Below are 18,719 nucleotides of genomic sequence, written 5' to 3'. Positions count from 1 at the left end.
AATGGTTAGCGATTAGGTCTATTTTTTATTTCGGTCTAATTTTACCGTATTAAAAACCTACATTATGAAATTCCATACGCGAAAATTAGTCAAACCAGGAGATTTAAATTCCAATGGAACCTTATTTGGAGGAAGGGTTTTAGCATGGATAGACGAGGAAGCCGCTCTTTATGCTATCATACAGCTTGAAAATGGTAAGGTAGTGACCAAATATATGTCCGAAATCAATTTTATGAGTGCTGCCAAACAGGGGGATATTATAGAGATAGGGATAGAAGTGGTGAAATTCGGAAAAACTTCGTTAACCCTTAATTGCGAGGTCAGGAATAAAATGAACCATGAAACTATCGTGACCGTTGACAATATCATCATGGTCAACCTTGGTGAAAACGGGAGGCCCCAACCCCATGGCAAAACAAAGGTAGAATTTGTAAAAGACCGTCTGGCCGCTAACGAGGAATAAAAAAAATTATTGAATTTTTTTATTCGCCCCTCCCAAAATTGAAAAAGTCAATTCTGACCTCCCCCGAGGGGAGGAAAATTCAGGAACCCTGCTTAGCCGTAGACAGGCCTATGGCAGAGCTCTAGTAATTATTTGGTTAGGACTTGGCCATACTTTTAGCGACTTCCTGCACCTTGTCCAAAACACGTAACAGGTTTCCACCCCAGAGTTTTTCTATTTCTTCTTCGGTATATCCTCTTTTGACCAGTTCTAGGGTCACGTTAAAGGTTTCAGAAGCATCCGACCATCCTTCTATACCGCCACCGCCATCAAAATCAGAGCTAATACCCACATGGTCTATGCCTATCAATTTGACCATGTAATCAATATGATCCACAAAATCCGCGACATTTACGGCTGGTGGAGCAGAAGCATCCTTGTCTGCTTTCGCTTTTCCCAAATTCAATACTTTAGAACGATAACCCATATAATTGGCAATATCCGCTTCGGAAAGTTTTCTAAACGCTGACCGATCGTACCATTTTACACCAAGGGAGTCCGCAATGTTTTCATGGATAACTTTCATATACGCCGCTCTTGCTTCGTGCTTTTCGGTATTCAGGTAAGAACTGAACGCCACCGTCTGTACGACACCACCATTTTCTTTCATTAGTTGTAATTGCTCATCATCTAAATTTCTGCTATGGTCGCATAAGGCTCTTGCCGAAGAATGCGAGGCAATGATCGGTGCTTTGGACAGGGCTATCATTTGTTTCATGGATTCCTTTGAAGGATGGGAAACATCGATTATAATTCCAAGCCGGTTCATTTCTTTTACCGCTTTCCTGCCCAGATCGCTCAGGCCGTTGTGTAACCATACACCGTCCGCTTCCCCAGTATTGGAATCACAAAATTGGCTATGCCCGTTATGGGAAAGTGAAATATATCTGGCGCCCAAATCATAATACTTTTTAAATTCCGATAGATCTTCGCCCATTGGGTAAGCATTTTCAACGCCTATCATAATAGCCTTTCTTCCAAAAGCATGGCTGCGTCTTGCATCTTTAGAGGTAGTTACAAGATCAATATCCATTTTATTTTCAGGAGCGTATATCATACATAGTCTATGTATAGCATCAAATTTGTCCATGGCATTTGCCTTAGCTTTTTCATAACCTTCTTCAGTCAACTCACCTTGGCCCGTATATACGATCAACCAAGAAACATCCAGACCACCTTCTTCCATTTTGGGAAGATTTACTTGGGTATCCAGGCGTTGTGTGTAATTAACACTATCCGTGAAATTCTTGACATTGATATCATTATGGGTGTCTATGGTAATCACCTTTTTATGAATACGCATGGCTTTTACTTCCATAGATTCTTCTACAAATTGCTCAACTTTCTTCTCTTTGTTTCCGCAGGAAATCATCGCTAATAGACTTAATAAATAGACAAATTGTTTCATAATTTAAGTTTACACCTACAAATAAAGCCTATTCACAACAAAAACCGAAGTACAGAAAACATTTAATTGTCCGTGCATTCATTTTGTAGGAATTTTATGTCAAAATAGAATAATTCACCACCAAACGAATTTTTAAGAATGTCAATTTCCAGAACAGTAAACCTACTTGATTTAATAGCGGAATTAGAAGTAACCATGAACCAATTTTCCTTTGAAAACCTAAGCACCCAAGAAGCGACGAGCCTAAAGCAATCTTTTGAAAATTTTAAAACGGATCTGGAAGACAAGATATACAGACCGGAACATAAAATAGTAATAGAAAAAGAACCTGTATTGAACATGGTACGAAGTACGAACGATGAAGAATTAACCGAAAACAGCATGGCATTTTTAAAGAAAGAAACCATTACTCCTACTACCAATGTTGGCGTAAACCTAGAAGCTGTATTGGAAGATTGTTTTGGAGAAGTAGAAATTTTAGAGGAACTCATAGGACTTTTTAAGCAAAATGTGCTTGAGTTTATAGGCCATGTGAAAACACACCTTGACAATACCGATCTTAAGGAGGTTGCGCTTGCCGCACATAAAATGAAGGCCGGTGTAAGAATGATAAATGCCGATTATCTTACGGACTTAGTGGTGAATATAGAGCTTTCCGCAAAAGAAGAAGATAAAAATACCGTAACCCGACTTTACGAAACCTTTCTAAAAGTCTATCCTGAAAATGAAGCCATAATAGATAAAGCAATGAATGAATTAAAAAAATAAACGACCATGTCCCAAAAACGAATCTTACTGGCAGACGATGATGAACTTTTAGCATCATTATTAAATTTTAGACTAAAAAAGGGTGGTTATGATGTTCACCATTCCGCCGATGGTAAAGAAGTAAAGGAATTTTTGGACAAGTCCATGCCAGATATCATCGTATCAGATATTATGATGCCCTATTTCTCTGGAATAGAGCTCATTGACCATGTGAGAAATACACTTTCTTCCAAAGTGCCGATCATTATCATTTCTTCCGCCGGAAATGAAGAAAATGTGTTGGACGCCTTTCAAATGGGTGCCAATGACTTTATATCCAAACCTGTGAGTCCATCGGAACTACTTGTCAGAGTAGCCAGGGAACTCAACAAAGCCTAAGATTTTGACCCCAAATCCCCCAACCTACAACCTGACCGCTTTGGTAAGTGCTCCCGTAATTCCCACGGAAATATTATGGAACCTTGCCTATTTTTTCGGTGCCTTGGCATTCATCTACTTTGTTTCCACCTTTTTTATCCGCAATAAGATTGCGAGTCAGACTAAAAAGGTAAAGGAGAAAAAGAAGGAACTTGCTCCCATCATAAGTGAATTTCTGTTTTATGAGGAGAACTGTGACAAGGGCGAGCGGATCAATTATTTGGAATTAAAAATTCTCATCAGGGAACATATCAAAAACGATTTTGACCGAAAGGTTTTGACCGGAATTCTAATGGACCTTATAAAGGATGTATCCGGGAACACACGGGAATTGATCTATGATATCTATAGAGATTTGGAACTTCACAAAGATGCCTTCAAAAAAATGGGCAGCTGGCGTTGGGAAGTGGTGGCCAAGGGTTTGTTTGAATTGACCCAAATGAACGTAACGGATGCTTTTGAGCATACTACAAGGTATATAAACAACAAACATTCTACCCTTAGAAAACAAGCCGAAATAGCTGTAGTTACCCTAAATGAGAATGGCATTTCATACTTCTTGGACCATACCAAATGTAAAATTTCCGAATGGCAGCAGTTAAAACTTTTAGATGTCGTCAGAAATAAGGAAACCCTAATACCACCATCTTTTAGAATATGGCTTACTTCCAAAAATAATCATGTGGTGCTTTTTGCCTTACGATTGATAAAGTTTTACAATCAAAACGATGCCGGAATACCGATTATTGAATTGGTAAAGCATAGGAACAACCATATAAAAAAAGAAGCTATTGAATGTATTGGTGATTTTAATGTAACGCAGGCGATACCATTACTAAAGACCGTTTTTACAAAAAGTACCAATAGTGTAAAAATGGCAATTTTAGGTGCCATAGCACAAATAGGCTCCGAAGAAGATGTGGATTTTCTGCTGTCCGTTGAACTTAAAGAAAAAGATTTCACTATAAAAGGAAAGATAATCAGTGCCATAAACACCTTGTGCCCCAACCTTATTTTACCAACTCACGATATTAAGGAGATCAACATATCCGAAATAGATGCTAAAGAAAGTAGTACTGTCGATGAAGTTCTAGAGGAAGCCACCAATGAAGGTGTTCTTGAAACTTTAATGGATTTGAGCCATGACATTACTGCGGTTGACCATGAAAATAGCGTATTGACCAATGAAATTGAAACACAATCCAATGTTCCTTTAGAAGAAGAAATTGAGACTGTACCTATGGTACAAAACCAAGAAGTCATGGAGGAAGAAACATTAGAAATCTCTTCTGAATTAGAAAATCAAAATCATACTGAAGAAACGGTAATCAATGCGTTACGGGAGAAAAACCTAAATGATATCGAGGCTTTTGCGAGTAAAGAAAAACAAGCGTTCTCAAGTTTAAAATCCGGCATGGATGCCATTCAGAATCCGTTGGATTTTCAGATTCCGCAGTCAGATTTTTACGATGAAGCGATATTGGAAAAAATGGCCCTTCTTGAAAACATAGCCGAATTGGGCGACCAACGGGAAATTCCTTTCCTGAAAAATTTATTGATCGATGAAACCTCTGATGTGGTCATAGAGAAAAGTCTGGAAATCATAGCAAAATTGACCACTATGGAGAACGACCCACAAAAGACTAAAGGCCAACCGAACTTTGAAGTTACAGGCTATGAAGTGACCGATAGTGTTTTCAACGACCTCATCAAAAGAGGTGATTTGGATTCAAAAGTGATGTTGCTTAAAGAAATAGGAAAAGTAGGTGATGAAAAAGAATTACCGCTATTGCATAAGCTTTCAAAGGACAACAATACTATCATAGCAAAAAATGCAAAAAAAGCCTTAGCTATTCTGAACAATCGCTTGATCGATAACATCGATCAAAAACAAAAAGAGATTGAAGCAGAAACTAAAACCATAGAAAATATAGATAGCACAATTACCTATAATGAACTCTTCAATTTAGATTTTGAACCTGAAAAAACTATCAAAAAAGAAGAAAAAATCACGGTAGGAAACTCCTTTATCCCGGGAATCACGCTTTTTAATCAGATTTGTTCGGCTACTTCTAAACTATACAACAATAAAGATGGACAGTAGCTTATTTGAAGTATTGTTGGAATATATAAACATCGTCTTTTTGGTGTTTACCTTGGTACTCTTTACCATGTTCACTGCAATGGGCTATCTCTCCACGAGAAATTCCATCCACTATAGAAATAAGAACAGTTTTGGCGACATGTCAAAACTTATGGCATCGCCCTTGGCACCTAGTATTACGATTATTGCTCCGGCCTATAACGAGGGGCTCACCATAGTAGAGAACATTCGTTCCTTAATGTCGCTCCGGTATGTGAATTTTGAAGTAATGGTAGTAAATGACGGCAGTAAGGACGATACGCTCCAAAAAATAATCGAAGCGTATGATCTGGAGAAAATAGAACAGGAGATTGACCCGGATTGGAAATCAAAGCCGGTAAGAGGAATATATAAATCCAAACAGCAATCTTTTTCAAAATTAACCGTAGTCGATAAAGAAAATGGAGGTAAATCCGATGCACTGAATGCGGGTATGGCCCTGTCCACCAATAAATATGTTGGTTGTATAGATGTGGATTGCCTTTTGTTGCCGGATGCTCTTTTACATGTGGTAAAATCCTTTTATCAACCCTCGGAAAAAAGGGTAATCGCCGTTGGGGGCGTTATTCGTGTAGCAAATTCCTGCGTCATCAATGGCGGCCAATTGGAAGAGATACGCTTACCGAAAAACTGGTTGGCACGCTTTCAATTGTTGGAATATACTCGCTCCTTCATCTTAGGGAGAATGGCATGGGGCAGGATAGACAGTCTATTGATCATCTCCGGTGCCTTTGGTTTTTTTGATAGGGAAATAGCCTTGGAAGTGGGCGGTTATGATACCAATACGGTAGGGGAAGACATGGAAATCGTCTTTAAGATGAGACGCTATATGAACAATTTAAAGGAGCCTTACACGGTCGAGTATATTCCCGATCCACTTTGCTGGACAGAAGTTCCAGAGGACCTTAACATATTGGTAAACCAAAGAGATCGTTGGGCAAGAGGAAACCTGGAAACGCTATATAAACACCGGGACATGTTCTTTAATCCCAAATACGGGTTACTGGGAATGTTAAGTTATCCTTATTGGTTCTTTTATGAATGGTTGGCACCGTTGCTGGAATTTTTCGGAGCGTTCACCATCATATTTTTCATTTGGGCCGGGGTGCTTAACTGGACCTTTTTCTGGTCCATTACCGTAGCGGTCTACGTCTTCTCCGTTATGTTTTCCTTTTATGCCATTCTATGGGACGTGTATTCCTATAATGAGTACAACAAAACCAAGGACATTCTTATTTTGATGTTCTGCGCATTCATAGAACCAATATTATTTCACCCCATTGTTGTTTATGCAGCAGTAAGGGGCAATTATAAAAAATTGTTCAATATAAAATCAGGTTGGGGATCTCAGGTAAGAAAGGGATTCGCCAAAGCCACCTAAAGGCAAATTACATATGGGTTCAAGTAAAATAAATAGATACGTTTTAAAGCATTATACTAGGTTGATGATAGCCTTCTTTGGCTGTCTGGTAGTATTATCGCTCATTCAATATAGTATTCTTTACGCAAAGGGTATCGTAGAAAGTATTCTAACGGAAAGTTTTGGCCTTTCGCTATTGCACAATTTGGGCTACACCGCATTATTGGGTATTATACTGGTCTTTACCTTCAATTTTTGGGAAAGTTTAAGACCTAAATACGGATTTAGGATCATTATTCTTTTATTATCTATTCTACTGATTATAGAGGCCATATTGATTTCCTATTACTGCGTAACGCTGGTTCCGTTAGGTTCGGATCTAATGGGATACAGTTTCGCGGATATCAAAGCTACCATTGCTAATTCCGGCGGGTTGTCCATAGGACTTTATCTATTAGCAGGTATTGCAATTCTGATAAGTTTGTTTTTGGTTTTTTACAAAATAACCTCAAAGCTCTATCATGTGGTCAGTGGCATGTATCCTTTGACAATTGTTTTCTTCAGTTTGTTTGTTGCTACACTTTTCACGGAAGGAAAACCCATCAATCAAAACAAGACACAATATTTGGCCGTAAATCTATATAACTCCTATACGGACAATAACGATTATGTGGCCGATGTGGAATATCCGCTTATTAAGGATGTTGATTCCGAAAATGTGCTCGGCGCATACTTTGAACTTAAGCCGGAAAAACCCAATATCGTTTTTATCATCGTAGAAGGCTTGGGAAGGGATTTTATGGGCGAAGGAGCGGAATTTGGTGGTTTTACGCCTTATTTGGATTCGTTGAGCACCCAATCGCTTTATTTTGAAAATTTTTTAAGCAATACCGGGAGGACATTTGGAGTGTTACCGTCGCTCATTGGGTCGCTCCCTTTTGGAAAAAGCGGCTTTATGGAGTTGGAGGAACCCCCGAATAAATTGACGCTCTATGGTATTCTTAAACAAAACGGTTACCATACTTCTTTCTACCAAGGAACCAATAGTTCTTTTGACAATGTGGATAATTTCCTCATGGGCGAAAAAGTGGATTTTGTATTAGATCGCTCCGGTTTTGGAAAAAATTACACGTTACAAGAAGAGGATGCGGCAGGTTCTTCATGGGGATATCCGGACAAAGAGCTTTTCAAAAAGAGTATGAGCTTTAAAAGAGCACAGGAACAGCCCAGAATGGAGGTTTACATGACCATTAGCAATCACGAACCCTTCATACCACCAGCTTGGGCCTATTATGAGAATAAAGTAGAGGAGTTGGTATCCAAAGGAGACTTTAACGATAGGACCAAAAGAATCATAACTAAAAACGATAATGTTTTTGGCTCATTGTTATATACGGACGAGTCCATAGCATGGGTAATGAACGCCTATAGGACACAACCCAACTACAATAATACCATTTTCATCATTACGGGTGATCACAGGCTGATTCCCATCCCACAGGAAAGTACTTTAAGTAGATTTCACGTGCCGTTGCTGATTTACAGTCCCATGTTAAAATCCGGCAAGAAAATTAGTTCCGTTTCTTCACATTTTGATGTTGTCCCCTCCTTATTGGCACTATTGAAGGATAACTATCAATTACAGATGCCGCAAAAAGTGGCTTGGATGGGGGATGGGCTGGACATGCAGGAAGCATTTAGATCCACAAAGCAAATTCCGCTGATGCGAAACAAAAACGAACTGAAAGAATTTATTAGTGGGGATTATTTATATACTGATGGAGAAGTACTGCAATTGAATGAAGACATGCACCTAAATTCCACTCTGACGGCAAGTGATGCTATCGCCTCAAAATTCAATGCGTTCAAGGCAATGAATTCTTATGTTACCCAAGAAAATAAAATCATACCGGATAGTCTGGCCATCTTTAAATTGGAAAAGGAAGCGTTCACGGAAAGTGAAATTGTTTGGATCAATAGTGTTAGTAACGGTAGAAATTATGACAATGCTTACTTGACGGCACGGGAGCTTGCTTTTGAAAAGGACTATGACAAGGCATTGTTATTGTCCCGTTATATTCTTTCTGAAATCCCAAGTCATATCGATACTAAAATACTGATGGGTAGAATCAACGCCTGGAATGGCAATTATGAGGAATCCATTTCAATCTTAAAATCTTGCATTAGCATGAATCCCAATTATATTGATTCGTATGCTGCACTTTTTGACGTCTACTTCTGGTCGGACAGTTATAAGGAAGCTTATGTACTCATTGATACCGTCGAGGAAAACAGTTCGGATGCGGCGATATTAAAAGATAAGATCAGCAGGGCCAGAAAGCAATATATGAAGGCATCCGCAGTGGAAACCGAAGAAAAAATATCGGTCATTTCTCCCGAAACACCAGAATCAACCCAAATAGTGAGCAACCAATGAAACCTTTTAAAATAATATTACTGGCTTTCTTTTTATTGCCTTTATTTAATAAGGCACAGGAGATTGCATATAACGGAAACCCGGACACTTCTTATTTGACCGCGAGGGATTTGGCCTTTAACGGAAAGCGTAGCATCGCAAGAGATACCCTGACCAATATCCTGACCAAATATCCGAACTACGCGGATGTTCGTAGTCTACTGGCCAGTACTTACAGTTGGGATGGTAAGTATGAGAAGGCAAGAGGACATTTTAACAGAATTCTATCCGCAGATAAGGAAAACAAGGAAGTTTGGATAGCAGCGATAAAAAATGAGTTGTATGCCAAAAAGAACGATTTGGCTTTAGGGTTATCCAACAAGGCACTGCTTTATTTGCAAAATGATACGGATATCCAAGAACTTAGAGCTACCGCTTTGGCCAATATCAAGAAAGAAAATGAATCCCCTTCGGCGGCCGAGAAGGCAAAAGAGTCCGTTGAGACCAAGTCTTTACAGAACAGTATCAATTTTAGAAATTCAATTGATGTGTTCGATATCGTATTTAATCCCATGATCTATTCCAGTATTGGATACGGACGCAAAACGGAATACGGCACCATTATAGGAAGAGTAAATTATAGCAATCGTTTTGAAACCAATGGCATTCAGTATGAGGTAGATTTATATCCAAAGATTTCTAAAACCTTTTATGCTTACCTGAATTACGGCTATTCGGACGCTACCATATATCCAGGCCATAGGGCAGGAGCGGAGCTATATGCGAACCTTCCCAAAGCTAAAGAAGCTTCTTTGGGAATGCGCTATTTGAATTTTTCAGGAACGAACGTAGCCATTCTAACTGGCTCTTTTGGTCTTTATAAGGGAAACTACTATTTTTCCCTTAGACCTTACATTACCCCACAACCCACTGGAAATTGGGGTGCTTCCGGCGCTTTATTGGTGCGCAAGTACTTTAAGGACGGTGACAACTATTTAGGATTGGACGCAGGGATGGGATATTCCGCTGAGTTAAATCAATTTATCGTAGACGGTGAACTCCTTTCGGAAACCCAATTGTTTTTGGAATCCCAAAGATTACGATTGGAATATCAGTTTAGCAACAAAAAGGGAAACAATGTGTATAACACCAATCTTGGTGTCAATCGGCAGGAACTGGCCTTTAGTTCCGGTAATTTCTTTTGGGCCATCAGTGCAGGACTTTCTTATGAAATAAGATTGTAATTTTTATGTCCTAACACCTAAGCGTGTTTATAAAACACTGTTTTTCAGTTTGTTTCGTGTTTTTTGACATCAAAAATGCGACCCATTACAATCTTTTTCTTTATTGGAATCTTAAAAATATCGATGAACTACATTCTTTTTTATGTAGTAATATCTTCAATAAGAACGGCTTTAATACTGTTTACCTATATCCAATATCGCTTTGACAACAAAAATTTAATGCTTCACCACATTTAATTGTTTTGTGGGTACTTAAAATATACTTTTAATACAGAAAATTATGAGTACCCAAATCAGTATTAACATATAAATCCTACAAATGCTCTACGATACCTACGGTGAGGAATATTTAGTTTTCCTTCAAGATTTAAACGAAATTTTAAGTATTAACGAATTAGCGGAATTGGACTATATGTAGTTCGATATCTATTTCAGTAATCCCATTTCAACAACCCCAAAACCTATTATTATGGCCCTGCACAATCAAGACAACAATTCCTATCAGAATTTTATTCAGGATTTAAACGATATTCTTGTTGATTTCAATATCAGCAAATTATCATACTTTTAGAAAAAGAAAAATACCGACCAACAAAAAAACGCCCGTATTATACGGGCGTTTTAGTTTTATATAAAGCAGTACCAGTTTTATCCTAAATATGTTTTAAGGAGTTTGCTTCTGGAATTGTGTCTTAACTTACGAATGGCCTTTTCACGTATTTGGCGCACTCTTTCCCTGGTCAGGTCAAAAGTCTGTCCTATCTCTGCCAAGGTCATGGATTGCTGGTCCCCAATACCATAATAGAGCTTTACAACATCAGCCTCACGTGGAGAAAGGGTTTCCAAAGCTCTGTTGATTTCGGTATTTAAAGACTGGTGCAATAACTTATTGTCTGGCTTTGGCGATTCTCCCGAACGCAATACGTCATACAGATTAGAATCTTCACCTTCTCTTAAAGGGGCATCCATGGATACGTGCCTACCCGAATTCTTAAGGGACTGCTTCACCTCACTGACCGTCATCTCCAATTCTTTTGCAATTTCTTCGGCAGATGGTGGTCTTTCGTGTGTTTGCTCCAAATAAGAAAATGTCTTCTTGATCTTATTGATAGAGCCTATTTTATTCAATGGAAGTCGCACGACTCTAGACTGCTCTGCCAGTGCCTGTAAGATAGACTGTCTGATCCACCAAACGGCATAGGATATAAATTTGAAACCTCTTGTTTCATCAAAGCGTTTTGCAGCTTTCACAAGTCCAAGATTTCCTTCGTTAATTAAATCGGGTAATTTTAGGCCTTGGTTTTGATATTGTTTTGCCACGGAAACCACGAAACGTAAATTGGCCGTCGTTAATTTTTCAAGGGCTACTTGGTCTCCCTCTTTTATACGCTGTGCGAGTTCAACTTCTTCATTTGCGGTAATTAAATCTATTTTGCTGATATCTTGCAGGTACTTGTCCAATGATTTTGACTCTCTGTTGGTAACCTGCTTGATAATCTTTAGCTGCCTCATATATGTGAATGGATTTTATGATTGTACAAGTTCTCATAATAAGTTTTTTTTATGTCTTTTCCAAAAGGTATGGGACTTTATTATACATAATTTATGAGGTTTTAAGAAAAGTTTACCGTATTTCGGGTAATCCCTTGGCAAAGCGTATTTTTGAAAAACAGTTGAATGCATGAGTAAAAGAGCGTTAAAGGAATATTTGAAAAATTTATCCAAAACAGATCTGGAAACACAAATTTTGGATTTGTACCAACGGTTTCCCATGGTTAAGACATACTATGACTTTGTATTCAACCCAAAGGAAGAAAAACTGGTACAGGAAGCCAAGGCAAAAATATCCAACGAGTATTTTCCCTTAAAGCGGAGAAGGCCCAAAGCGAGACGTTCCGTAGCGCAGAAATACATCAAGCACTTTAAAACTTTGGGGATGGAAGCATTTTTAATAGCCGATGTCATGTGCTATAATCTGGAAGTGGCACATACCTTTGCTACCGAGAAAAACGTACCCGATGCTTTTTATAAAAGCATGCTCAACTCGTTTACGGAAATGATACAGCATATTTCGCAAAACCAGCTATTACCTGATTTTAAAGATCGAATTTTGAAAATTCACCGAACAGTAGAAGAACAACAATGGCTTTATGAAGACGATTTTCATAAGGCAATGGACATATTGGATTAAATGGGCATAGTCATTATAAGACAGGACGAAAAAATAGATTCATGGAAAGATGCGATAACACGTTTCGACCCAAATAGTAAGGTATACAGCTATTTAGAAGAACACCCTGGGGATGAGATCAGCATGGCGCTTATCTGGAAACACCCAAAAGGCTCGCTAGCAAAGTATCCCAATCTAAAGTGCATTGCTTCTGCCGGGGCCGGTGTGGATTATATTTTTGCCGACAGCACGGCTCCCAAAAATATTCCTATTACCCGTTTGGTAGATCCTTATTTGACCAGTGATATGTCCGAACATGTGCTAGCGGTAATCTTATCGGAACTCAAAAATTTCAATACCTACAAATTAAATCAGACAAAATCGTATTGGAAGCCTAAAGACTACCGCCGTATAAAAGATGTAACGGTCGGTATTATGGGACTAGGGGAATTGGGCGCATTGACCGCAGCGGACTTGACCCGGGTTGGTTTTCAGGTACAGGGATGGTCCCGCTCACAAAAATCGATCAGTAACGTTAAGACCTTCTCCGGCACGGATAGCCTTTCGGAATTCTTGAATAGTACGGAAATCTTGGTCTGTCTGCTCCCGTTAACACCAGCTACGGAAGGCATTTTAAATGCCAGTCTGTTTCGGCAACTTCCCAAAGGTGCCTATATCATCAATGTGGCCCGAGGAGGGCATTTAACGGATGCCGATTTGATTGCCTATTTGGACAACGACCATCTTTCCGGGGCATGTTTGGACGTGTACCATCAAGAGCCTTTACCGGAGGAACATCCTTTTTGGCAGCATCCAAAAATATTGATGACCCCCCATTACGCAAGCGTTTCCGACACAAATTCAGTGATACCCCAAATTTTGGAGAATTATAAACGGCTCCAAAATGGGAAGCCTCTTTTGAACGAAGTGGATAGAAAAAATGGGTATTAATGCAACACTGCGTCAATATACAACCCGTGGATAACTCTTCTCGCTTTTCCAAAATAATATTTTTTTGAAGGTGAATTTTCTCCTAATTTTGGAAGGTTTTCATTTACCTAACCCAAATAAACGGATAGCTCTCCATTGAAATCTGAAACTGACATCGCCGAAAAAAAGCTCTATGATTATCAGGAAGAGGATCTTAACACCATTTTTGAGTGTTTGGAAAACAATTCCGATAATTCCAATATCCTTTACCAATTGCCTACAGGTGGAGGTAAAACGGTGGTTTTCTCCGAAATCGCAAAGCGCTATACACAAAGAACACGAAAAAAAGTAGTGGTGCTAACCCATCGTATAGAACTGAGCCTCCAAACCTCCAAAATGCTCCACGGCTTTGGGGTAAACAATAAAATTATCAATAGCGAAGTAAAGGAACTTCAGGACCAGGATGAGTTTATGTGCTTTGTGGCGATGGTAGAAACCTTGAACAATAGGCTACAAGAGGAAAAAGTGGAAATCAACAATATTGGTTTGGTCATAATTGATGAGGCCCACTATAATTCGTTCCGTAAACTGTTCAAATATTTTGAGGAAGCTACCATTTTGGGCGTTACCGCAACGCCGTTAAGTTCCAATATAAAGCTCCCCATGAAGGACAACTACAAAAAGTTGATCGTTGGGGAATCTATTGAATCTTTGATAAGCAAGAAATTTTTGGCAAAGGCGAATATGTATAATTACGACGTAAGCCTTCAAAGCCTCAAACTGGGGATCAATGGGGATTACACGGTAAAGTCTTCCGATGAGCTGTATGGAAACCACAGTATGCTGGGCAAGTTGCTTTCGGCCTATAATGATATTGCGAAAGGTACCAAAACGTTGATTTTCAATAACGGTATCAATACCTCTCGCTACGTATATGAAACTTTTAAAAAGGCGGGATATAATATTCGCCATTTGGACAATAAAAATTCGGCTGCGGAGCGAAAGGAAATTTTGCAGTGGTTTTCGGAAACCCCGGATGCCATATTGACCTCCGTTAGTATTCTCACCACGGGTTTTGATGAACCTTCCGTGGAAACCATTATTCTAAATCGCGCTACGCGTTCGCTCACCCTATATTTTCAGATGATCGGGCGTGGCTCCAGGTATCTGCCCAATAAAGAGGAGTTTACCGTGGTGGACATGGGGAACAATATTGCCCGTTTTGGTATGTGGAACGCTCCAATAGACTGGCAGGAGATATTCCACTTTCCGGATTTCTATTTGGAGAATATTAAGAACGATGAGGAGATTGAACGGGAGTTCGTTTATGAAATGCCCGAAGAACTCAAGGCGGAATTCTCAAAAAGCCCGTGTATTGATTTCGATATTAAGGCCGAGTATAAAAAAGCCTTTGCAAACGGCGAAAAATCCAAGCTGGTCTTGGAAAAAAGCATAGAACAACATGCACAGATTTGTGTAGAAAATGCCGAAGATGTCTTTGATGCCCGCATTCTTGCCAAAAAGCTGAAAGAAGAGATTCAATACCGCGTGCGGCAATATTCCTATTGCATCATGAACAACACCAAGAACTATAAAGAGTGGTTGGAAGAGGATTACGAACGTAAGTTGCGTAGTAAGATTTCCAAGAAGTTTGCTGCGAAGATGTGAGGATTAGTGGTTAGGAATCAGTACTTAGTGAAATAGTTGTCATTCCGAATGAGGTACGAAGAGAGGAATCTCATTGTTTTAAGATTTTCCGTCTATCTCCCGATAGTTATCGTAACTGTTCTATCGAAATGACGAAATAGGCTCAAAGTTTATAAAAACTAGAGTTGCCGTAATAAAATTGCAGGGTTTTGAACTTAGCTAAACAAATAAGACGTCACCTCTAATCTTTCGGCTCCGCTCAAAATGGGCCTAGTCGACATATACGAATAGCTAAAATGAACAAAAAACTCCTTGTGATAGGGCTTCGTTGGCCAGAACCTGATTCTACCGCGGCCGGGGTCAGAATGCTGCAACTGTTGGAGTTTTTTATTAGGGAAGGTTATAAAATTACATTTGCCTCTTCCGCTGCTGAAACTCAGTATTCCTTTCCGTTAGAAATCCTTGGAATTCAGAAACAGGCCATTCAATTAAACCATACTTCTTTTGATATTTTCATAAGTGATTTACAACCCAATATCGTTTTGTTCGACCGTTTTTTGACCGAAGAGCAGTTCGGTTGGCGTGTTGCGGAACAAGTACCCAATGCGCTGCGCATCTTGGATGCAGAAGATTTGCATTCCTTGCGCCATGTGCGGGAACAATACTTAAAAAAACAAGTTCCTTTTACCGCACAACTCTGGAAACAGGACGACAAGACCAAACGCGAAATAGCCAGCATCTACAGATGCGACATTTCCTTGATTATTTCAAGTTTTGAAATGGAATTGTTGCTACAGGAGCTTAGAATCGATAAGAATTTGTTGCTCCACCTTCCCTTTATGGAAGAAGAACTCCCCAAAAAACCGGATTGGAACCCTTTTGAAGCGCGAAACGATTTTATCTTTATCGGCGGAGGGAAGCACACGCCAAATATAGATGCTATAAAACAATTGAAGACCGAGATTTGGCCCTTGATCCATCAACAACTTCCCGAAGCAAAACTCCATATTTACGGGAGTTATCTTCCGCAACAAATTTTGGAATTCAACCGACCCGAAGAAAGCTTTTATGTACATGGTAGGGTGGAGAATGTTGGAGAAGTGATGTGCAATGCTAAAATCTGCCTAGCGCCTTTACGTTTTGGGGCCGGAATAAAAGGAAAGTTGTTACAGGCCATGAAATTTGGAACACCGAGTATCACCACTCCAATCGGTGCCGAAGGAATGCATGGCGATTTACCTTGGAATGGAAGCATCGCAACCAATCCAGCTGCTTTTGCACGAGCTGCGGTGAAAATATATTCAAGCAAAAACAAATGGGAAATGGCTCAGGCAAAGGGCATTACACTGATAAACGCCATCTATTCCAAAAGCAAGCTTCAAAAGACACTGAACAATACCCTAAAAAGGTTGCAACAAGATGTACAGAAGCACCGAGACGCCAATTTTATAGGAAGTTTGCTCCAACATCAAACCCTGCAAAGCACCAAGTTTATGAGTAAATGGATCGAAGCTAAAAACAAGTGAATACCAATCCCTCCAAAAAGAAAAAACAAGCTTGGCCCACCAAAGCCGCTATGGAACAGATTTATGAAATGAAGCTATGGGGAGGGGAAAGCGCTATTCCATTTTACTCCGGGGAAGGCTCCCATCATCCGGAACTGGTGGTTCCCTATCTAAAAATGGTCATACACTTTTTACAATCTTTTGAAAAGCCGCTTATCGTGTTGGACCTAGGTTGCGGGGATTTTAACGTGGGGAAGGCGTTGGTATCCCATACCCGAAAATATATCGCGGTAGACATTGTACCGGACCTCATTGCATATAATAAAAAAACTTTTAACGCTGAAAACTTGGAGTTTCGGTGTTTGGATATTGCCAAAGAGAACTGGCCCAAAGCGGATTGTATTATTTTGAGGCAAGTGTTACAGCACCTATCCAATGCAGAAATACAGCAAATCGTTTCCAAACTGGGTAATTATAAATATGTACTGCTTACGGAACATCTCCCTCAGGGCGACTTTATACCCAACAAAGACATCATCTCTGGGCAGGGCATACGGCTTAAAAAACAGAGCGGAGTAGATGTATTAGCGGCACCATTTCATTTAAAAGTAAAATCTGCAAAACAACTATTGACAGTTCCGGTAACGGATGGCAAAGGAGTTATCAAGACTATGCTATACAAGCTTTTTTAAAATGTAGGGATGGCAACGAAATTTTTTGGTTTAGTTATCGCCGCGCTATGTGCAGTCCGGCTAATTTTAAGGAAATATAGCAAAATCCTGTAAAACCATAACGTGAGAAAGGTTCCTCCGCTTAGTCTCTCGTTATGGTTCTCGGCCAGGCCTGCAGGGCAGGCCGTGAAGCCTTGTGGATTTTGCGGTATTGGGAATAAAATTCGCCGTACCGGATTGCATTTAGTGTCCTGATATGTCGAGTAGTTAAGCCGTTGCGGCGATATTGGCAAAAGGGGTCCTTGTCCTACGGATTTGGCGATCCGGCATAGCGCGGCGATGATGTCGACCCGCTTTTGGTGCGGTAGCTGCGTTAGCAGTGCAACAAAAGTACGCCGCAGGCGTATTCGACATCATCGATAAGCTAAAAGAAGTTTTAATTTCTATTTAGTGACTGATAACGAAGTTCATTGTTTCTAATAATAATTTCAAGGGTTTCCTATAGTTCTTGTTGAGAAAGTTTTTAACAGTTTCCCTTCGCTCTTCTACTAAAACAGCACTGGTTTAACATTTTGCTTCTAGTAATTCCAAACCGTATCTTTAGTCTTTAATTTGAGTATTCTTATTATGAAACAAGCCCAATGGCAAACTGCCCTCCAATTTGAAGATATTACCTATAAAAAAAGCAATGGTGTAGCCCGTATTGCGTTTAATCGCCCCGATGTACGTAATGCTTTTAGACCCAATACCACCAGTGAATTAATCAAAGCTTTTTATGATGCCCAAGAAGATACGAGTATTGGTGTGGTATTGCTTTCTGCGGAAGGCCCTTCTACAAAGGATGGGATTTGGTCTTTTTGCAGCGGTGGCGACCAAAAGGCTAGGGGACACCAAGGGTATGTTGGGGAGGACGGTCAGCACCGCCTTAACATTTTGGAGGTACAGCGAATGATCCGGTTTATGCCCAAAGTGGTCATTGCCGTGGTACCGGGTTGGGCCGTAGGTGGCGGACACAGCCTGCATGTGGTCTGTGATATGACCTTGGCCAGTAAAGAACATGCTATCTTCAAACAAACCGATGCCGATGTGACCAGTTTTGACGGAGGATATGGGTCGGCCTACCTTGCTAAGATGGTAGGGCAGAAAAAGGCTCGCGAAATATTCTTTCTAGGTCGCAATTATTCCGCCCAAGAAGCTTTTGAAATGGGTATGGTCAACGCTGTGGTGCCACATGCGGAATTGGAAGCTACCGCTTACCAATGGGCGCAGGAAGTATTGGAAAAATCGCCTACCTCCATAAAAATGCTCAAATTCGCGATGAACCTAACGGATGATGGTATGGTAGGACAGCAGGTCTTTGCCGGGGAAGCCACACGATTGGCCTATATGACCGAGGAAGCCAAAGAAGGCAGAAATGCATTCCTTGAAAAACGCAAACCCAATTTTGGGAAGGATAAGTGGCTGCCATAAAAGCCTCCTAACCTCCGAAGGGGGAACATTTTAACTGTCTGTTGATAGTTCCATTAAAACAACTTTTC

15 protein-coding genes are annotated in these 18,719 nt (G+C 40.0%); 13 read left to right on the top strand and 2 right to left on the bottom strand.

The genetic code is table 11. The features are described from left to right. Positions 1–64: 64 nt before the first annotated feature. Entirely contained in the window at positions 65–463 is a 399-nt protein-coding gene (locus ACKWBX_RS10950) for an acyl-CoA thioesterase (RefSeq protein ID WP_413968721.1), read from the top strand. Positions 464–599: 136 nt separating this feature from the next. Here the strand turns inward: ACKWBX_RS10950 and ACKWBX_RS10945 are convergent, their stop codons facing one another. Next, positions 600–1,910: a dipeptidase gene (locus tag ACKWBX_RS10945; RefSeq protein WP_413968720.1), complete on the bottom strand. Its 1,311-nt coding sequence runs from the start codon at positions 1,908–1,910 to the stop codon at positions 600–602. A gap of 138 nt (positions 1,911–2,048) precedes the next feature. On the opposite strand from ACKWBX_RS10945, the gene ACKWBX_RS10940 reads away from it, so the two are divergent. The 6 genes from ACKWBX_RS10940 to ACKWBX_RS10915 all read left to right on the top strand — a co-directional run bounded on the left by ACKWBX_RS10940 (position 2,049) and on the right by ACKWBX_RS10915 (position 10,258). Further along, complete coding sequence (locus tag ACKWBX_RS10940; RefSeq protein ID WP_413968719.1) at positions 2,049–2,678, top strand: Hpt domain-containing protein; 630 nt, start codon at positions 2,049–2,051, stop codon at positions 2,676–2,678. 6 nt (positions 2,679–2,684) lie between these two features. Next, the gene (locus ACKWBX_RS10935; protein WP_413968718.1) at positions 2,685–3,056 is read left to right on the top strand and encodes a response regulator transcription factor; all 372 of its coding nucleotides are present in this window, start codon (positions 2,685–2,687) and stop codon (positions 3,054–3,056) included. A gap of 4 nt (positions 3,057–3,060) precedes the next feature. Further along, a complete protein-coding gene (locus tag ACKWBX_RS10930) occupies positions 3,061–5,199 on the top strand; it encodes a HEAT repeat domain-containing protein (RefSeq protein WP_413968717.1) in 2,139 nt (712 codons plus the stop codon). Further along, entirely contained in the window at positions 5,189–6,619 is a 1,431-nt protein-coding gene (locus tag ACKWBX_RS10925) for a glycosyltransferase family 2 protein (RefSeq protein WP_413968716.1), read from the top strand. The genes ACKWBX_RS10930 and ACKWBX_RS10925 overlap by 11 nt, the downstream gene beginning before the upstream one ends. A gap of 64 nt (positions 6,620–6,683) precedes the next feature. After that, on the top strand, positions 6,684–9,035 hold the full coding sequence (locus tag ACKWBX_RS10920) for a sulfatase-like hydrolase/transferase (protein WP_413968715.1): 2,352 nt from the start codon (positions 6,684–6,686) through the stop codon (positions 9,033–9,035). Then, positions 9,032–10,258: a YaiO family outer membrane beta-barrel protein gene (locus ACKWBX_RS10915; protein ID WP_413968714.1), complete on the top strand. Its 1,227-nt coding sequence runs from the start codon at positions 9,032–9,034 to the stop codon at positions 10,256–10,258. Before ACKWBX_RS10920 ends, ACKWBX_RS10915 begins: the two co-directional genes overlap by 4 nt. 648 nt (positions 10,259–10,906) lie before the next feature. Here ACKWBX_RS10915 and ACKWBX_RS10910 read toward each other — a convergent pair. Then, positions 10,907–11,770 carry a sigma-70 family RNA polymerase sigma factor gene (locus tag ACKWBX_RS10910; protein WP_413968713.1) on the bottom strand — a complete coding sequence of 288 codons (864 nt, stop codon included), beginning with the start codon at positions 11,768–11,770 and terminating at the stop codon, positions 10,907–10,909. A 169-nt stretch (positions 11,771–11,939) separates the two neighbouring features. Between ACKWBX_RS10910 and ACKWBX_RS10905 the strand changes: the two genes are divergently transcribed. The 6 genes from ACKWBX_RS10905 (at position 11,940) to ACKWBX_RS10880 (ending at position 18,651) form a co-directional block, all read left to right on the top strand. Then, positions 11,940–12,449, top strand: coding sequence for a DUF6155 family protein (locus ACKWBX_RS10905; protein ID WP_413968712.1), 510 nt, complete (start codon positions 11,940–11,942; stop codon positions 12,447–12,449). Beyond that, a complete protein-coding gene (locus ACKWBX_RS10900; RefSeq protein ID WP_413968711.1) occupies positions 12,450–13,379 on the top strand; it encodes a 2-hydroxyacid dehydrogenase in 930 nt (309 codons plus the stop codon). A gap of 135 nt (positions 13,380–13,514) precedes the next feature. Then, on the top strand, positions 13,515–15,026 hold the full coding sequence (locus ACKWBX_RS10895) for a DEAD/DEAH box helicase (RefSeq protein ID WP_413968710.1): 1,512 nt from the start codon (positions 13,515–13,517) through the stop codon (positions 15,024–15,026). Positions 15,027–15,301: 275 nt separating this feature from the next. Next, positions 15,302–16,531 carry a glycosyltransferase gene (locus ACKWBX_RS10890; RefSeq protein WP_413968709.1) on the top strand — a complete coding sequence of 410 codons (1,230 nt, stop codon included), beginning with the start codon at positions 15,302–15,304 and terminating at the stop codon, positions 16,529–16,531. A 50-nt stretch (positions 16,532–16,581) separates the two neighbouring features. Further along, on the top strand, positions 16,582–17,202 hold the full coding sequence (locus ACKWBX_RS10885) for a class I SAM-dependent methyltransferase (protein WP_413968877.1): 621 nt from the start codon (positions 16,582–16,584) through the stop codon (positions 17,200–17,202). A 606-nt stretch (positions 17,203–17,808) separates the two neighbouring features. After that, positions 17,809–18,651: a 1,4-dihydroxy-2-naphthoyl-CoA synthase gene (locus tag ACKWBX_RS10880; RefSeq protein ID WP_413968708.1), complete on the top strand. Its 843-nt coding sequence runs from the start codon at positions 17,809–17,811 to the stop codon at positions 18,649–18,651. The last annotated feature ends 68 nt before the right edge of the window (positions 18,652–18,719 follow it).

This window comes from Maribacter algae (genome assembly GCF_047345745.1).
In the GTDB taxonomy this organism is placed as follows: domain Bacteria; phylum Bacteroidota; class Bacteroidia; order Flavobacteriales; family Flavobacteriaceae; genus Maribacter.
This window is presented reverse-complemented; position numbering and strand designations above follow the sequence as displayed.